The organism is Campylobacter sp. RM12640, from assembly GCF_020137595.1.
Taxonomy (GTDB): domain Bacteria; phylum Campylobacterota; class Campylobacteria; order Campylobacterales; family Campylobacteraceae; genus Campylobacter_E.
The window spans coordinates 1-14,483 of sequence record NZ_JACGAU010000013.1 but is presented as its reverse complement, the minus strand read 5'-3'; the positions used below and the strand labels follow the sequence as shown (position 1 = coordinate 14,483).

Sequence of the window (14,483 nt, the reverse complement as noted above, 5' to 3'; positions counted from 1 at the left end):
TACAAATTAAATAAATTCTTATTTGTAATACAAATAACAACCTTTTATTTTTTAAACTCACGCTATGAATAAAGAGCGTATAAGAGAAAGAATTAGATTAATTGACATTGCCATTGATGAAGTTTTGCAAAGCGAGAGCCTTGCAGACCCTATCACTTCATATACAATTGATGGCGTTGTAATTAGCAAAAAATCAAGTGCAGAGCTAGTGCTTGAGCTTGAAAGATTAAAAAGCACTTATGCGAACTCTTTAAAAGTTAAAGAGATGAGGTTTATTTTTGCATGAAGTTATTTAATTTTTTTTCTAAGCAACGCAAAGCAAAAACAAACCTAAGTAAGTCAATTTACACTAATTCTATCAAGCAAAACACATTCGCAAGACTTAATGTTCCACGCCCAACAGATACATATTTTGAGCGAGTTAGGATACAAGCAAGAAATTTAGAAAATGATTTCCCGCTCATTCAAGGCTACTTAAATACAATGGTCGCTCAAATCCTTGGCGATGAAGGTCTAGTATTAGATGTAGCCACGCCAAATACAAAGCTAAACAAAGCTATTCAGAACAAGTGGTTTAAATACGAGCTTGATATTGATTTTGAAGATATAGAAGAGCAAATATTACGCAACCTAATTCGTGATGGCGAAGTCTTTATATATTGCGAGATTATAAAAAATAAGCTTCATATTAAGTTACTTGATAGTGAGAACTTTTTAGCAGCCAACACGAATTATAAAGATTTATTTTATAGCATAAAATACAAAGATGAAAGCTGTGAAGAGATAAAATCATTTATCTACACAGATCCAATAACTCGCAAAACAATTGAAATCAACTCAAACAATATTATCTATGTGAAAAATGATAAAGCTACTTTTTCACATCGTGGGATAAGTGAATTTGTATCAGTGATTTTGAATGTTACACAATGTGCTGACTTAAAAGAAGCTGAATTAGATAGAGCACAATTGCAAAGTAAGCTCACAGGCTTTTTAAAAGAAAAAGATAATCCATTAGCCGACACGCTAGGCGATGATGAAGAGATACAATTAATTAGAGAAGTTGATAGTGGAAAAATGCAATTCATTCCATCAAACGTCGATGTTGAAATGATAAAAGAATATAACCCAGTATCACTCCAACAATTCTTATTAAGTGCAAATCAAGAAACAGCAAAAGCTTTAAAAGTTGATTATGCCACATACACAGGAGATATGAGCCAAGTTAATTTCTCGAGCATTCGCCAAGGTGCATTAATAAATATAAGAAATTACAAAAGACTACAAAAAAAGTTAGCTAGAAAAATACACTCAGTAATTTTTACAAAATGGCTAGAGATTGAGTATTTAAACGAACAAATAAGCTTAAAAGACTACGAACTAATAAAAGCTAATTTTAGCTTCAAAGGGCAAGGATACGAAAGCATTGACCCAACCAAAGACGCACAGGCAAATGATATTCAATTAAAGAACGGCACAAAAACTTATAGCGAAATCTTGCGTGAAAAAGGCAAGGAACTCGACACACATTTAAGCGAAATGCAAAAAGAACAAGAATTGATAAAGCTGATTAAGGAAAGAGATTTAGACAAAAATACACAAAATTTTACACAAAATAATACACAAAATAATACACAAAATAAGAAAGGAGAAGAAGAGTGAAAGACTTCAAGCTAAGTGCAAAAGCACTAAGCCACGATGATGAAAAGCTAGAGATCTGTTTTATGGCTTTAAGTAAAGACAACAAGCACGAGCGAACTGACTTTTTTAGCGATGAAAAATACTTTTTATCAATAGATATTAGTTCGGCTAAGTTTAACGCAACTACGCTTTATCTAGACCACGAGCCAAGCTTTGAAAATGCTATCGGCAAGATAACGCAGACTAAACACGAACAAGACGGCATTAAATGTAAAGTTCAGTTCTTTAAAGAAGTAGAGCAAAGCTATCAGGCATATTTAAAGTTTAAAAATGGACTTAGCGATAGTGTAAGCGTTGGTGCTAGAGCTGATGATTATGAAGTAATTACAGAAGTAAGTAACGGCGTTGAGTTAGAGCATATCATTTTAAAAAATGCCGAAATCTATGAATTATCAGCCGTGTGGCTAGGAGCTGACCCAAACGCAAAAACAATCAATCAATTTAAAAAGGAGACAAGAATGAATAAAAAACTAAATGATGAAGACATCAAAAAAGATGATGAGTTAGAAAAGGATGAAGAAGAGCTAGAGCAAGAAGAAGATAAAGAGTTAGAAGAAGATGAAGACAAAAAAGAGCTTAAATCAAAAAAGCTTAGTGCAAGATTAGCAGAGCAGCAAGAAATCGCAAGAGCTGGAGCGTTGTTTGGCAAAAGCGAGTTAGCGAGCGAATTTATTGCTAAAGGCAAAAGTCTTGCAGAGTTTAAAGATGAGCTTTTATTAAGCCAACAAAGAGAAATTAAAACATTTAGCACGAAAGGGGCAAGAAATTGTATGAGTGATAGTAATTTTTCATTAGCACAAGCATTAAAGCTACAAGCTGGAGTGATTAAGAGTAGTGATTTAAGATTTAATCTAAGTGAATATCAAAAAACAAACACAATGTTAGAACTACCAAAATCATTCGGTCATCAGTTTGCAAATCCGTTTAATGGCTATTTAAACGACAACTTAAAAGGTGCAACACACGATGAGTTTAGAGCTGATTTATTGGTAGAACAAATGAGAATAGAAAGCGATATTTTAAATAAATGTCGTATGTTTGCAGGTCTTACAAATGAAATCGTAATCCCAAAAGATTTATCAACGCTAACAGCTGAAAAAGTTGCTTACGGAACAGAACAAGCAAGTCAAAATCTAGATTTTGATGTATTAAAAATAAGTCCTGTAACACTTAGAATTACAGTAAAACTTACTCATCAAATGCTATATATGTGCGATTTTGACCTTGAAAGCATTGTTTGGAGAGAGAGCGTAAGAGCATTTAAAGCTAAGTTTGAAAACATGGCTTTATATGAAGGTTATGGCGAAGTTGGGAAGTTCGCAGGGCTTTTTGCTACAAATGGCATAGCTAGAAACGATAATTACATGAAAGCTCCTACATTTGCTAAAACTCTTGATTTTGAAAACGCTTTAATAAGTGCTAATTATGACCCAAGCAATACAGAGTTTTACGCAAATAAAACAGATATAAATATCTTAAGAACTACAGAAAAATCATCAAACACAGGTATTTATCTAATAGATAAAGATAACACCTTAGCAGGCAATAAAATCTCACATTGTCAAACGCTCAAAAAAGGAGATATGGTGTTTGGTGATTTTAGCAATCTAGCACTTGCAACATTTGGAAATCTAAGAATGTCAATGTTGCCACAACCTGCAGGACTTTATATCTTAGAGGCGTTTTATGATGTAGGAATGGGCGTGTTAAATGAAAAAGCATTTTGTCTAGCACAAAACACCGCAATTTAAGGAGATAAAAAATGAAAAAATATGAAGTATTAGTTAGCTTTTATTACGAGAAAAAGACCTACCCAGTAGGTGACAATATAGAGCTTAGCGAACAAGATGCCAAGCAATTATTAAGGGCAAATTACATTAAAGAGCTTAATGAAACAACTAAACAAGCTAAAAAAGAAAGCAAAAAACAAACTGAGCCAAAAGCAGATGAGCCTAGCGATTTAGGTGAAGAACAAAAGGCAGATGAGCCAAACGAAGAGCCAAAGCCTGAAGAACAGAAGGCAGATAAAAAAGGCAAGTAATGAAAATACACAAAACACTTGAGCGTGATTTAGCTAGAGTTTTAAAAAACGGCGTAGAAGTAGCCCATTCTAAGGGCAATTTTTACGCTAATTTTTCAAATAGGTTGCTAAATTACGATGAGCTAAGTGAAGTTAAAACTTCAATAATAGCTTTAAAAAGCTCAAGTGATTATGTATGCGTAGGTGATGAAATCACAATTAACAAAAGCGTATATGAAGTAATCAAAAAAGAAATATACGCCGAAGTTAATAATAGATTTTATCTAAGAGAAGCAATAAAGAAAGCAACATTATGAAGATTACAGAGCAATTTATAAGCGAAGAGCTACAAGCACCAGCTATTAAAATCAATGAAATAATGCTGAATTTAAAATCAGTTTTAGAAAAGCTGATTAAAAATACTTCATTATTTGCATTAAGTATCAAAAGTAGCGATGAGTTTCCACTATGCATCATAACAGACAAGAGCGATAGCATAAGTGCAAATGTTGAGCAGTATTTTCACATAATAGATTTAGATATTAGCGTGTTTGATAGTTCTTATACTAAATGTAATGAACTTGTATTTAATATCTTGCAAATGCTTAAAAGTGCAGAGTTAGGGGCGATGATAAAAGGCATTAAAAGTATTGAACGAGAACATATAGAACTTACGAATAAAGAAGCTTTTAAAATGTCTATTAAATGTGAGCTTAAGTATTCAACGGAGCATTTTGCGATATGAAGGCTTATTTAGGAAAAATCGTAGAAGTAAACTACGAAAAAAGCTTGGTTAAAGTTGATTATCAAGGAACAATAAGCGATTTTATGCCTTATAAACAAGTGGCTAATTCTTATGTGAAAATCTACACACCAGCTAGAGTCGGAGAGCAAGTAAGCATAATTGAATTAGATGGTGGCTTTATGTATGCAATTGCAAGTTTTTTTAACGCTGATTATCCAAGTAACGGCGATGAATTTACACACAAAATCACTTATGAAGATGGCACAGAGCTAAGCTATAACACACAAAGTAGCACATTAGAAATCAACGTAGTAAAAACTATAAACATTACTTGCGTAGATTGTAATGTAAAAGCAAATACTGTTAAGGTTGATAGCCCTTCAGTTGATTTAGGGCTTGGTGGAACTGGGGTTATTACTTGCCAAAGCATTTGTCATTTCACAGGTGCACCACACGGTGATGGCTCAAGTAATACAAGGAGTGCAAAATGACTAAAGAAGCTATGAGCGAAGCTATATGTAATGCTCTTGGTAATGCTGGATATAAACAAGTTAAAGGTGGAGCAAATCATAAAGCATTTAATAAAGAGTTTATAGATGCAATCGCTAGTGGGGTAGTAGCTGAAATTAAAGCTAACGCTAAAGCAGATATTACCAGTGGCTCAAGTGCTGGAAAATATTCAATTATATAAAAAGGAGAAAAAATGTCAGTAGGAAGTTTTGGAACAACAGTTATTAAAAAGAACAAAGGCGTTCCTTTAGTTAAAATTGATAACGCAAGACCAACGGTGCTAATTTTAGCGAGCGAAAATGTAGGCATTAATTATTATTTATATGATGATTTAATTAATTTAGAGCAAGACCTAACAGAGCTAAAGCTAAAAGATACGGAATATTTAAACGACTTAAAGGCTGCTAATTTTAGCTCACAAATAGCTATTATCACATATCACGATGATACATTAAACACTACGCAAAATTGCTTAGATGCGATTGATAAGCTAAATGATTGCGAAAATGCCTTAAAAATTAGAGCGTTTTGGGTTTTATGTGATTTAGATAGTGATGATACTTATTTTAAACTTCATCAAAACGCAGTGAAAATGGGCTTTATTTTCTTTCATCAACTAAGCGAAAATACAGAAAGTGCGATTTTAACAAAGACTGAAAATTACCCAGTGCAACAAGCGATAATCTCTTATCAATTAATAACAAGAATTGGTGGTGGTATTCGCCCATTGAAAGCATTTTTACTAGCTAGATATAGCGAGTTATTAGCAAGTGAGCCTTACGCTTTTGGCAAAAGCTTATCAAGTAAGTACCTAAAAGGCATTACAGCAATAAATACAATCGCTACATATCTTGAAGGTGAAGACACCACAGCTGATAGGCTAAGAGCTAATTATATTACGATGGTAGTAAGTGATGATGGCTTTAAGATTTGGGGTTGTGAATGCAAAATTCAAAAACTTGAAGATGATTTCGCAGATATTAGAACAGGTATTATCATCAATGAATATGCAAGAGAGATTAAAAAAATACTTAAAAAAGTAAATGATGAAGATTTAGAGCTATTTAGCACTGTTTTTGCAGGCATAACTGATTTTAACAATAGATTAATTGCAAATAAAGTTATTGCCTATGGAAAAATCAGTATTGATTTAACTAAAAACACAGAAACGAGTTTAGCAGGATGTGAGATAAGTATAGATTTTGACGTACAAGAGCGTCCAGTGGATAAGAAAATCTATGCGTATGTAAACAGAGTTACAGGGCATCTTGGCGTTATTATTGAAAATATACAAAAGGCTGCATCATGAAAAAGCTAATCGTTCATAGAGATTTAAGAACCCCACAAGCAACCCTTAGCGTGTGGGATTTAAGAGCAGAAAATAACGAGAGCTTGTTTGAGTGTTTTGGTTGTGAGCCACCAGGAGAGCCTACTATCAAAAGTGGGCTTGATAAACCTATTTTACCTGGTGTTTATAATGCTTCTTGGTTTAGAAGACCAAGTGGCAAAATTGTTCCGATTTTATGGAATGAAAATGTGCCACTAGCAAGACTTATTTTAATTCACACAGGCAATACCGATGAAGATACGGCTGGGTGTTTATTACCAGGCAGAAGAAGAGATAAAAAAGGCGTTTGGCAAAGTCGTGATGCGTTTAATGAGTTTATGAGTTTTTTTCCAAATCCAAAACCACAAAACGATGAAAATGGCTTACCAGTCGTTGTATTTAAAGTAGAAATTATTTAAAGGAGAATAAATGAGAATAGAACCACAAGCACTAACAGGTGCAAGTTTAACCTTAAATGGCATTAAATGTAAAGGTGCTTTAGTAGAAGCAGATTTGCCAGAGCATGAATTTATAACAAAAGAAGTAGCTGCTAGTATAGGCAAAAAAGAAATAGTTTTGCCAACCCTAAAGCCACAAAGCTTAAAAGTAGTTGTAAATGCAGTTGATAATGCTATGTTTAAATTAGCGTTTAATCCAAGTCTAAAAAGAACACTGATTGTACTTGAAAATAATATAAGTGATAACGACAAAAACACTAGTTATAAAATTGTGGCAAATGGCAAGATTAAAAAAATCACACCACCAAAAATCGCAATGGAAGAAGAGATTAAAGTAGAGATTGAGTTAAGTTGCTATGCATATACAGAGCTTATCAATTTAACTCCAGCATTTTTATATGATGTAGATAATGAGATATTAATGCCAGACGGCATTACAGATATTTACGCAGAAATTAGAAGTAATATTTAAGGAGAAGAAATGGATTTTAGTACTTTATATAAGAGCAAAGAAGTTGTTAGAGGTGAGTTTAAAATAACTTTAAAAGAGCTTTCAGTTCAGAAAATGAGAGCTGTCGAAATTGAAATGAAAAAAGATAAGCATAAGGGATTAGCTTTAGGTTTATATTACGCCAGTGATGAACTTATTACAGAAGAAGATTATAACGCAATGCCTTCATCGTTGCAGATGGAGTTATTAGATGCTTACAATACATTAAATGTCCCCGAAGGTGTATTAGAAAAAATTGCAAAAAACTCGCTAGGTCCTATTGCGTAATCAGTAGGACCTTCAACACTTCGCTAAAAGATTGTGAAAAAATGACTTTTAGCGAAATCAAGTTTTATATGAGCGAAGCTGTGAAAATCATTAAAAGGGGTGGTTAGTGGCACAAGAAAAAGTCTTAGAATTTGGAGTTGGCATCAACGCTTGGAGTAAAGCATTTGAGCGTATTAGCAAAGAAAGCGAAACATTAGGCACTAAATATAATAATTTAATTCTTGATGGTTACGAGCAATACAAAAAAGCTCAAGAAGAACTAGCTACAAAAATCTCACAAAGTGCTGATTTGGATATTAATAAAGCTCAAGCAAAAATAAAAGAGCTAGGAGATAACTTAAAGTTAGCATTAAAACAAAAGTTAGTAGTTGATACTAAAGAAGCCTTTAATTCTATTGTAGAAAATGGTGCGAAAGCCTTTGCTGGCTTTTATACTCTTAAAAATACATTTGGAAAATATGTAAGTGCTGCTGCAAGTTTTGAAGAAGGCATTAATAGTATCAAAAACCCACTTTCACTAAGCCAAGAGCAGGCAAAAGCCTATGAAAACGCTATTAAAGAACTAGCAAGAACTACACCAACGGCAACAAGCGAACTAATATCAATGAGCCAATCACTTATCCAAAACGGCGTAAATGCTAGTAATCTAAATGAAATGACAACACTAGCAAATAAAATCGCTATTGGTTTTGGGCTTGATAGCACAAAAGTAGCAGAGCTCACGGGAAAGCTTAGCCAAATGGGGTTAAAAGCTGATGAGATAAACACTCTAGCTGGTGCAATTCACACTATGGGCGAGAGTTTACAAACCAATCCACAAGCGATATTAAATACGCTTGATAAATTAGGTGAAAGTGGTAAGCAAATCGGATTTAGTTTAGAACAAACCGCCGCACTTAGCGGAGCATTAAACAGCTTAGGAGTTGGGGCAAACGAGAGCGAAAAAGCAATAGAAAAGCTTTATGAAAGCTTTGCAAAAGGTGATAATAATGCACTTTTACAAATGGGAATAGACCCACAAGACTTTGCTAATGCACTTAAGCAAAATGCAGATGTTACGCTTCAAGCATTTATGAAAATGATAAATAAGTATGACAGCCATACGCAAAAGCAACTTTTAACAAGTCTTGTAGGTGCTAAAGAGAGCACAGCTTTGCTGAAACTAGCTCAAAATATGGATATTTATACTGAAGCTAAAAAGAAAATGAACGATATAAATGCTAGTAGTAAGCTTGATGGCGAAGTTGAAGCAGCACAACAAGGCTTTAATAATCAGCTTAAAGTTTTTAATAATAGTATTACTGACTTATGGCAAAATATCGGTAATGCACTTTTACCTACTGTTAGCACTCTATTAGATTATTTTACAAAAGGAGTTCAGCTTACGAGTGATTTTATAGCTAATCATCAAACGCTAACTCAAGTAATCGTTGGTGGTGTTAGTGCCTTAGTTGCTTATAAAAGTGCATTGTTTGCAATTGAGAGTGGAAAAAATATCTTTAAATTAATAGTTTTGCCGATTACTGCATTTAATCAAAGAATAAAATTAGCCACTATGCTTACTGGAGCATTTAATAAAAAACTCACAGCAACAAGCTTAGTAAAAAATGTTAGAAACTCTTTATTTACTTATGCAGTTGGAGCAGAGCATTTAGTTAGATCACAAAGCAAAGCATTCGCAAATATTACAAAAAGTGCAACGCTAAATCTAGCAAGTATGCCGAGCAGACTTTTTAAAGCAGTTACTAGCTTTAATCCATTAGCCTTTATAAAAAGCTCATTTTTAGCTATTCCAAAGCTAATAGCAAGTGTTGGTAGCGGTGCTATTAATGTGATTTTAGGAGCTTTTAATGTTTTAAGGGTTGCATGTCTTACTAATCCCATAGGGCTTATAATTGCAGCTATTGCAGCCGTTGGCGTGGCTGTATGGAAAAATTGGGATATTATAAAATCCTTTTTTGTAGGTGTTTATGATGGCTTTGTGAGTGCATTTGCTCCGATTACCGAGAGCTTAACACCTACTTTTAACGTAATAGGCTCAGCTATTAGCTGGGTATGGGATAAGATAAAAGCATTTTTTAGCTTTTTTACTACACAAACAGAGCATTCAAGCGAACAATTAGAGAGTGCGAAAAGTGCAGGTGAGCGTTTCGGGCAAGGATTAGCTAGTGCATTTAAATTAATTGCTACGCCTGTGGTTTGGGTTATAGATATTATAAAAGAGCTTATTGATTGGATACATAAAGCTTATGATTATACAGTAGGACTAATTGATAAAGCGAGTGAAATCACAGGAAGTATCGGCGATAGTATAAGCGACGCGTGGGATAGCACTAAAAAAGCTTTTAGCACTGGTTTTGGTTTGTGGGGAGATGATGAGCAAAAAGTCATCAAAAATACACAAGTAAATGAGCTAATAAAACTAAACGCAGAATATGATAAAGCTAAACAAGAACAAGTGATAAACAATCAAAACAAGCAAAAAAGCATAACTGATAATAAACAAGTAAATATTTATATAGATAGGCAAGAAACAGCACAAGAAATAGCAGCAATAGTGCAAACACAAAACTATAGCTTTGCTGATATGTAGGAGCAAAAATGGTAATTATGATTGATGATATAGAGCTTTATATTAAAGATGGAATTGATGGTATAAAGCGAACTTTAACGCCTAAGATAAATAAAGTAGAAGGTATTGCTAATACATTTTATCAATGCGTGGGTGGATATACTGAAGAAATAAGTTTTAATGCTTATTTGGTAGAAGATAGGCTAGATATTTTAAATAAACTTGATGAGATTGTAAAAACTAAAAAGGTTGTGGATTTTGTGTGTTTTGATGACTTTTTAGATTGCAAAATATTCATTACGAGTAAAACAGACAGCCCTGAGCTTTTTACTCGTGGGGCAGAGCCAAAAAGCAGTATGTATCACGCAAAAAGCGTAAAAATTACAGGGTATTTAATCAATAAGGATAGCGAATGATTACAGGGATTAAAAATATAAAAGACATAGAAAAACAAGCAAATAAAGAGATAAAAAATGCACTAAATAGAACTATTACAAAAGTAAAAAAAGATACCATAAACAATATGGTAAAGAAAACAGGTATAGACAAAAAGATTTTAAACAAATCAAGCGTTATGAAAACATACAGAGCAAAACCAAACGAGCTAAAGATAAAAATTAGTGCGACAGCAAGAGCTAAAATTGGTATTGATGACTTGAAAGGTAATAAAACAGAATATATTGACAAAAAGCTAGGAGTAAAGAAAATTGATATAAATGAAAAGTTAGGAGTTAAAGTAATTACAATTGACAGAGAAGGAGTGTTGCCTTACGACCCAATTGCGATTAAAAAAGCTCCTGATTTTTTTGGTAGGATAAAAAAAGGCAAAGATGAATATTTGAAAAAATCAAAGAAAACTATAAAAGAATTGTTAGAAGAAGAAGCAACCACAGAGATAGCAGATGAAATATTTGCCGAAGAGTTAAAAAAGAAATAGAATTTAAATTCGGAATTTCGTTTATTTAGTAGAATTTATTTTATGTATTTTAAGGGCTTATTGCCCCCTATATTTTTCAATAATAGCTAACAACTCATCAAGTTTTAAGCCCTTTTCATAATAATACAAAAATGGTTCTACCCACGATGGGATTTCTTTATCATCTTTCCAATTAGTAGAAATGCCCGTGTAACTAACATTTGCAATTTCTGCGAAGTCTTTTCTGCTAAGTCCTAATTCTTTAATCTTTTTGTCAAATTCTAATCTTGTCATTAAAGTCCTTTTTAGTAAATAATTAAAAAAATTATATTATTTTTTAGTAAATAACATAAAAAGCCTTGACATTTTTAGTAAAGTATGATAATATTACGATGTTTTTTTAGTAGATTACTAAAAAACAAAACTATGAAAGGAGTAAGCATAATGAAAAAGCTAGATTTTTTAATCAAACTCGCAACCTTGATTTATGTAATCTCGCAAATCATTTTACTATGGTTTAAAGCACTTACATAGCAAAGCGATAAGGGGGCAGGTTGCCCCATACATAGCTTAACATTATGCTAACTCATATTATATCAAAAGGAGTTAAAAATGATAGAATTTTTAGAAGTTTTACAAGTTTTATTACTTGTATATGTAGCATTAAAAATTAGCAGTAAAGGAGAAAGAAAATGACAGATTTAGTTGTTATAAACGGGCAGAATGTAGAGTTTGAGGTAGCCAACGACCAAGTAACGACTACCTCTTTAAGCGTGGCTAAAATATTCAATAAAAACCACAAAAACATTATACGCAAAATTAATGAATTCCCAAAGGATAATTTCACTCAGCTCAATTTTGAGCCGAGTGAATACACCGACAGCACGGGAAGAAAATTAAAAGCTTACAATATAACTCGTGATGGGTTTGTTATGCTTGTAATGGGTTTTACTGGAGAAAAAGCTTATCGCTTTAAGATTGATTATATTAATGCGTTTAACAAAATGGAGCAAATGCTAAAAAATAAAGAGCTTGAAAGTAGTAATAAGCTAATCTCAAACCTAGAACGCAGAAATAAGCGAGTTGCCTTAGGTTATAAATCACAATTAGCACAACAAAAAGAAAAGTATGAGTTAAAGCTCAAGGTTTTAGAGTGTGAACTAGAACATAAAAGCAAGATTGACTATGACAAGCCAAGCCAAGAGCTTAAAAAAGCATTGGCAGAGCGTGGGTGGTTGCTTATGAATAAGAATGATTTTTTATTTATCGCCGAACACTTAGCTACTAAAATCAATAGTGGAGCTTCTTATATTTTAGGCACAAATAAGCCAAAGTGCTTAAATCAATTAGCAACAATCGCACACCACGCTTGTATTAAAAAATATGAGAGTGATATTGATTATTTGCTTGGTAAAAAAATTAAATATTGGGGACTAACAGACCATATTGAAGAGCTAAAAATAAAAAGAGCTGATAGCGTGTGGTCGCCTATTTATAATAAATGGGTTATTGAAGATGGAGAACAAATCGCAGGTTGGGAACTTGAGTTAAGGTGGAAAGGGGATAAAAAATTAAGTTATGGGGGCTAATGGCTCCCATTGATTAAATTAGAATTTAGATTTGGAATTAGTTTTAGTCTCTAGTGTTTTTGTAAAAATTCGGCAAAATGGGATAGTTTGGTTCTCAGTGGTTTGTTTATATATTTATATATAATTTTACTTATTTTTTATATTGATTTTATATTTTTTAAAACCCTTGTAAAATAGTAATTTTTAGTGTTACGCAGGTGCAATCTTTATTAGTCAGTGTCCTTTATTTAGTCCTTAGCATATTTAAAACCTTTATTTTATAGATATTTTCAAATCTCCACAGCTCCACCATTCTTATTTTTTCCATTCTTTTCTAAAGCTAATTAGATATATATAAAAACTAATCTAATTTATATAATATTATTATTTTAACAAGTTTTACATTTTTTATCCTTTTATTTATAATTTTTACTTAAAATAAAAGCCCTTGCTGTAACAAGGGCTAAAAGGCTCTTAAGCAAAAAGCCTTTTGCAATGAGATATTAAAATCTCTTTTAAGTTGGTGTTTTTAGAAAGAGTGCTTATCTCTTCTAAAAACATTTCATCATCGTAAAGCTTTACGAACTCATCTTCTGAAATTTGTTCTCTAAATAATATGTGTTTTAGCAAAAGATTGTGCTTTTCTTGAAACTCATAAGCACTGAAATTATCTTGCCTATAAGCTATGACAAGTGTTTGTGCTTCTAAGCTCAAGTTATTAAAATCTTTATCATTCAACTCGCTAACTATAACCCTTGCAACTTCGTTTAAGAAGTCTTCTAAACTCATATTTAAATCTATCATCATTTATCCTTTTTGTTTTTTTATTTTTTTTTGGCTTTTTAAAGCAACTTGTTTTTTATCCGTTTTAAAATCTTTTTTTTGTTTTTTTATGGCATTTGGTTAGTCTCCTTTCGTTTGTAATTATTTAGTAATTTACTTATTTTTATTTTGTATTTAACTAAATATAAGCGAAATGTAACATAATATTCTTAAATTAAACTTAATTATTTGTTATTTACAAAAAAATATTTTGTAATTTGACAAATATATATAAAAATGCTATTATCTTCATAATTTTTTTTTAAGGAGTAGAAATGACAAAAAAAGATTTTTTATTAAAATTAAAAGAATTAAAACTAACAATAAACGATTTTGCTGAAATTGTAAAATTGCCTGTAAGTACTCTTTATGGTTGGCATAGAGATGGAAAAGAAGCACCTGCGTGGGTTGAAGCATTTATTTATTACTATGAAAAAGCTATGAAGTATGAAAAAATAATAAACGATAAGCTTTTAGAAATTGATAAAAAATAATCCTAATTCTGAATTTAAATTCTTTATTTTTTTAAGAATTTAAATTCGCCACCCCACATACCACAAAAAAATTAACAAACGATTAATTATTTAAATTTTTTTTAAGGAAAATATGGTAAAATATCGCTACCTTTAAGTTAAAAAGCTAATAGTTTTATGTTTGAAAAAACTTAAAATTGGGTTTCGCTTTGGAGGTGTAGAATGATAGAATATATTGTTTTAATCGTTTTACTAATCGCTTTACTTAAAGCTTTAAAAAACTTCAAGTAAAGCACCTTTAAAAAAATAACTCTTCAAAATTATAAACTAGCACGGCTTAGCAAAAGCTTAAGGAGATTTAGTGAAACTCGCCGTGCAGTTTCACAACTTTCTTAAAATCTTTCAAAATTACGCTTAAAATCAAAAAATCTTTACTAAAACATACTAAGATACTAATTTTATATTTAAAACGATTTTAGATATGTTTTTGTTAATTTAAAAGCATATTTTATAAACTCGCCACATCAGATTTTTTTTACACTTTTAAAAATTCGCCGCCCCCCCCCCACCGAAAGGAAAATTTTTATTTTTTT

The 14,483-nt window shown here is 32.0% G+C and carries 19 protein-coding genes; 17 read left to right on the top strand and 2 right to left on the bottom strand.

Going from position 1 to position 14,483, the window contains the following annotated elements; genetic code table 11:
• Window positions 1-64 precede the first annotated feature (64 nt).
• The 15 genes from AVBRAN12640_RS06135 to AVBRAN12640_RS06065 all read left to right on the top strand — a co-directional run bounded on the left by AVBRAN12640_RS06135 (window position 65) and on the right by AVBRAN12640_RS06065 (window position 11,048).
• Window positions 65-286, top strand: a complete 222-nt coding sequence (locus tag AVBRAN12640_RS06135; RefSeq protein ID WP_336608918.1) for a hypothetical protein — start codon at window positions 65-67, stop codon at window positions 284-286.
• Window positions 283-1,662, top strand: a complete 1,380-nt coding sequence (locus tag AVBRAN12640_RS06130; protein ID WP_336608917.1) for a phage portal protein — start codon at window positions 283-285, stop codon at window positions 1,660-1,662. The genes AVBRAN12640_RS06135 and AVBRAN12640_RS06130 overlap by 4 nt, the downstream gene beginning before the upstream one ends.
• The gene (locus tag AVBRAN12640_RS06125) at window positions 1,659-3,452 is read left to right on the top strand and encodes a phage major capsid protein (protein WP_336608916.1); all 1,794 of its coding nucleotides are present in this window, start codon (window positions 1,659-1,661) and stop codon (window positions 3,450-3,452) included. The genes AVBRAN12640_RS06130 and AVBRAN12640_RS06125 overlap by 4 nt, the downstream gene beginning before the upstream one ends.
• Before the next feature lie 11 nt (window positions 3,453-3,463).
• A complete protein-coding gene (locus AVBRAN12640_RS06120; RefSeq protein WP_336608915.1) occupies window positions 3,464-3,742 on the top strand; it encodes a DUF7210 family protein in 279 nt (92 codons plus the stop codon).
• The gene (locus tag AVBRAN12640_RS06115; protein ID WP_336608914.1) at window positions 3,742-4,038 is read left to right on the top strand and encodes a hypothetical protein; all 297 of its coding nucleotides are present in this window, start codon (window positions 3,742-3,744) and stop codon (window positions 4,036-4,038) included. Before AVBRAN12640_RS06120 ends, AVBRAN12640_RS06115 begins: the two co-directional genes overlap by 1 nt.
• Window positions 4,035-4,466, top strand: coding sequence for a hypothetical protein (locus AVBRAN12640_RS06110; protein ID WP_336608913.1), 432 nt, complete (start codon window positions 4,035-4,037; stop codon window positions 4,464-4,466). Before AVBRAN12640_RS06115 ends, AVBRAN12640_RS06110 begins: the two co-directional genes overlap by 4 nt.
• Window positions 4,463-4,957, top strand: coding sequence for a hypothetical protein (locus tag AVBRAN12640_RS06105; RefSeq protein WP_336608912.1), 495 nt, complete (start codon window positions 4,463-4,465; stop codon window positions 4,955-4,957). Before AVBRAN12640_RS06110 ends, AVBRAN12640_RS06105 begins: the two co-directional genes overlap by 4 nt.
• Window positions 4,954-5,157 carry a hypothetical protein gene (locus AVBRAN12640_RS06100; RefSeq protein WP_214117593.1) on the top strand — a complete coding sequence of 68 codons (204 nt, stop codon included), beginning with the start codon at window positions 4,954-4,956 and terminating at the stop codon, window positions 5,155-5,157. Before AVBRAN12640_RS06105 ends, AVBRAN12640_RS06100 begins: the two co-directional genes overlap by 4 nt.
• A 12-nt stretch (window positions 5,158-5,169) precedes the next feature.
• Window positions 5,170-6,285 (top strand): hypothetical protein, encoded by a 1,116-nt coding sequence (locus AVBRAN12640_RS06095; RefSeq protein ID WP_336612973.1) that lies wholly within the window; start codon window positions 5,170-5,172, stop codon window positions 6,283-6,285.
• Complete coding sequence (locus tag AVBRAN12640_RS06090; protein ID WP_336608910.1) at window positions 6,282-6,722, top strand: DUF5675 family protein; 441 nt, start codon at window positions 6,282-6,284, stop codon at window positions 6,720-6,722. Before AVBRAN12640_RS06095 ends, AVBRAN12640_RS06090 begins: the two co-directional genes overlap by 4 nt.
• A 10-nt stretch (window positions 6,723-6,732) precedes the next feature.
• Window positions 6,733-7,233, top strand: a complete 501-nt coding sequence (locus AVBRAN12640_RS06085) for a phage major tail tube protein (protein ID WP_214117590.1) — start codon at window positions 6,733-6,735, stop codon at window positions 7,231-7,233.
• A 9-nt stretch (window positions 7,234-7,242) separates the two neighbouring features.
• Entirely contained in the window at window positions 7,243-7,539 is a 297-nt protein-coding gene (locus AVBRAN12640_RS06080; protein WP_336608909.1) for a hypothetical protein, read from the top strand.
• A 106-nt stretch (window positions 7,540-7,645) separates the two neighbouring features.
• Entirely contained in the window at window positions 7,646-10,132 is a 2,487-nt protein-coding gene (locus AVBRAN12640_RS06075; RefSeq protein WP_336608908.1) for a phage tail tape measure protein, read from the top strand.
• Between the two features lie 8 nt (window positions 10,133-10,140).
• Window positions 10,141-10,527 (top strand): hypothetical protein, encoded by a 387-nt coding sequence (locus AVBRAN12640_RS06070; protein WP_336608907.1) that lies wholly within the window; start codon window positions 10,141-10,143, stop codon window positions 10,525-10,527.
• Window positions 10,524-11,048, top strand: a complete 525-nt coding sequence (locus tag AVBRAN12640_RS06065) for a hypothetical protein (RefSeq protein ID WP_336608906.1) — start codon at window positions 10,524-10,526, stop codon at window positions 11,046-11,048. Before AVBRAN12640_RS06070 ends, AVBRAN12640_RS06065 begins: the two co-directional genes overlap by 4 nt.
• A gap of 57 nt (window positions 11,049-11,105) precedes the next feature.
• On the opposite strand, the gene AVBRAN12640_RS06060 is transcribed toward AVBRAN12640_RS06065, so the two are convergent.
• Entirely contained in the window at window positions 11,106-11,321 is a 216-nt protein-coding gene (locus tag AVBRAN12640_RS06060; protein WP_336608940.1) for a hypothetical protein, read from the bottom strand.
• Between the two features lie 398 nt (window positions 11,322-11,719).
• On the opposite strand from AVBRAN12640_RS06060, the gene AVBRAN12640_RS06055 reads away from it, so the two are divergent.
• A complete protein-coding gene (locus tag AVBRAN12640_RS06055; protein WP_336608564.1) occupies window positions 11,720-12,616 on the top strand; it encodes a Rha family transcriptional regulator in 897 nt (298 codons plus the stop codon).
• A gap of 453 nt (window positions 12,617-13,069) precedes the next feature.
• On the opposite strand, the gene AVBRAN12640_RS06050 is transcribed toward AVBRAN12640_RS06055, so the two are convergent.
• Window positions 13,070-13,399: a hypothetical protein gene (locus AVBRAN12640_RS06050; protein WP_336608563.1), complete on the bottom strand. Its 330-nt coding sequence runs from the start codon at window positions 13,397-13,399 to the stop codon at window positions 13,070-13,072.
• A gap of 293 nt (window positions 13,400-13,692) precedes the next feature.
• Between AVBRAN12640_RS06050 and AVBRAN12640_RS06045 the strand changes: the two genes are divergently transcribed.
• A complete protein-coding gene (locus tag AVBRAN12640_RS06045) occupies window positions 13,693-13,911 on the top strand; it encodes an XRE family transcriptional regulator (protein ID WP_214117584.1) in 219 nt (72 codons plus the stop codon).
• Window positions 13,912-14,483 lie beyond the last annotated feature (572 nt).

Coding starts and splice junctions, on each gene's coding strand:
- AVBRAN12640_RS06085 (WP_214117590.1), top strand. CDS start 6,733: ATGAGAATAGAACCACAAGCACTAACAGGTGCAAGTTTAACCTTAAAT.
- AVBRAN12640_RS06055 (WP_336608564.1), top strand. CDS start 11,720: ATGACAGATTTAGTTGTTATAAACGGGCAGAATGTAGAGTTTGAGGTA.
- AVBRAN12640_RS06095 (WP_336612973.1), top strand. CDS start 5,170: ATGTCAGTAGGAAGTTTTGGAACAACAGTTATTAAAAAGAACAAAGGC.
- AVBRAN12640_RS06110 (WP_336608913.1), top strand. CDS start 4,035: ATGAAGATTACAGAGCAATTTATAAGCGAAGAGCTACAAGCACCAGCT.
- AVBRAN12640_RS06130 (WP_336608917.1), top strand. CDS start 283: ATGAAGTTATTTAATTTTTTTTCTAAGCAACGCAAAGCAAAAACAAAC.
- AVBRAN12640_RS06135 (WP_336608918.1), top strand. CDS start 65: ATGAATAAAGAGCGTATAAGAGAAAGAATTAGATTAATTGACATTGCC.
- AVBRAN12640_RS06070 (WP_336608907.1), top strand. CDS start 10,141: ATGGTAATTATGATTGATGATATAGAGCTTTATATTAAAGATGGAATT.
- AVBRAN12640_RS06090 (WP_336608910.1), top strand. CDS start 6,282: ATGAAAAAGCTAATCGTTCATAGAGATTTAAGAACCCCACAAGCAACC.
- AVBRAN12640_RS06060 (WP_336608940.1), bottom strand. CDS start 11,321: ATGACAAGATTAGAATTTGACAAAAAGATTAAAGAATTAGGACTTAGC.
- AVBRAN12640_RS06065 (WP_336608906.1), top strand. CDS start 10,524: ATGATTACAGGGATTAAAAATATAAAAGACATAGAAAAACAAGCAAAT.
- AVBRAN12640_RS06050 (WP_336608563.1), bottom strand. CDS start 13,399: ATGATAGATTTAAATATGAGTTTAGAAGACTTCTTAAACGAAGTTGCA.
- AVBRAN12640_RS06115 (WP_336608914.1), top strand. CDS start 3,742: ATGAAAATACACAAAACACTTGAGCGTGATTTAGCTAGAGTTTTAAAA.
- AVBRAN12640_RS06120 (WP_336608915.1), top strand. CDS start 3,464: ATGAAAAAATATGAAGTATTAGTTAGCTTTTATTACGAGAAAAAGACC.
- AVBRAN12640_RS06045 (WP_214117584.1), top strand. CDS start 13,693: ATGACAAAAAAAGATTTTTTATTAAAATTAAAAGAATTAAAACTAACA.
- AVBRAN12640_RS06080 (WP_336608909.1), top strand. CDS start 7,243: ATGGATTTTAGTACTTTATATAAGAGCAAAGAAGTTGTTAGAGGTGAG.
- AVBRAN12640_RS06100 (WP_214117593.1), top strand. CDS start 4,954: ATGACTAAAGAAGCTATGAGCGAAGCTATATGTAATGCTCTTGGTAAT.
- AVBRAN12640_RS06105 (WP_336608912.1), top strand. CDS start 4,463: ATGAAGGCTTATTTAGGAAAAATCGTAGAAGTAAACTACGAAAAAAGC.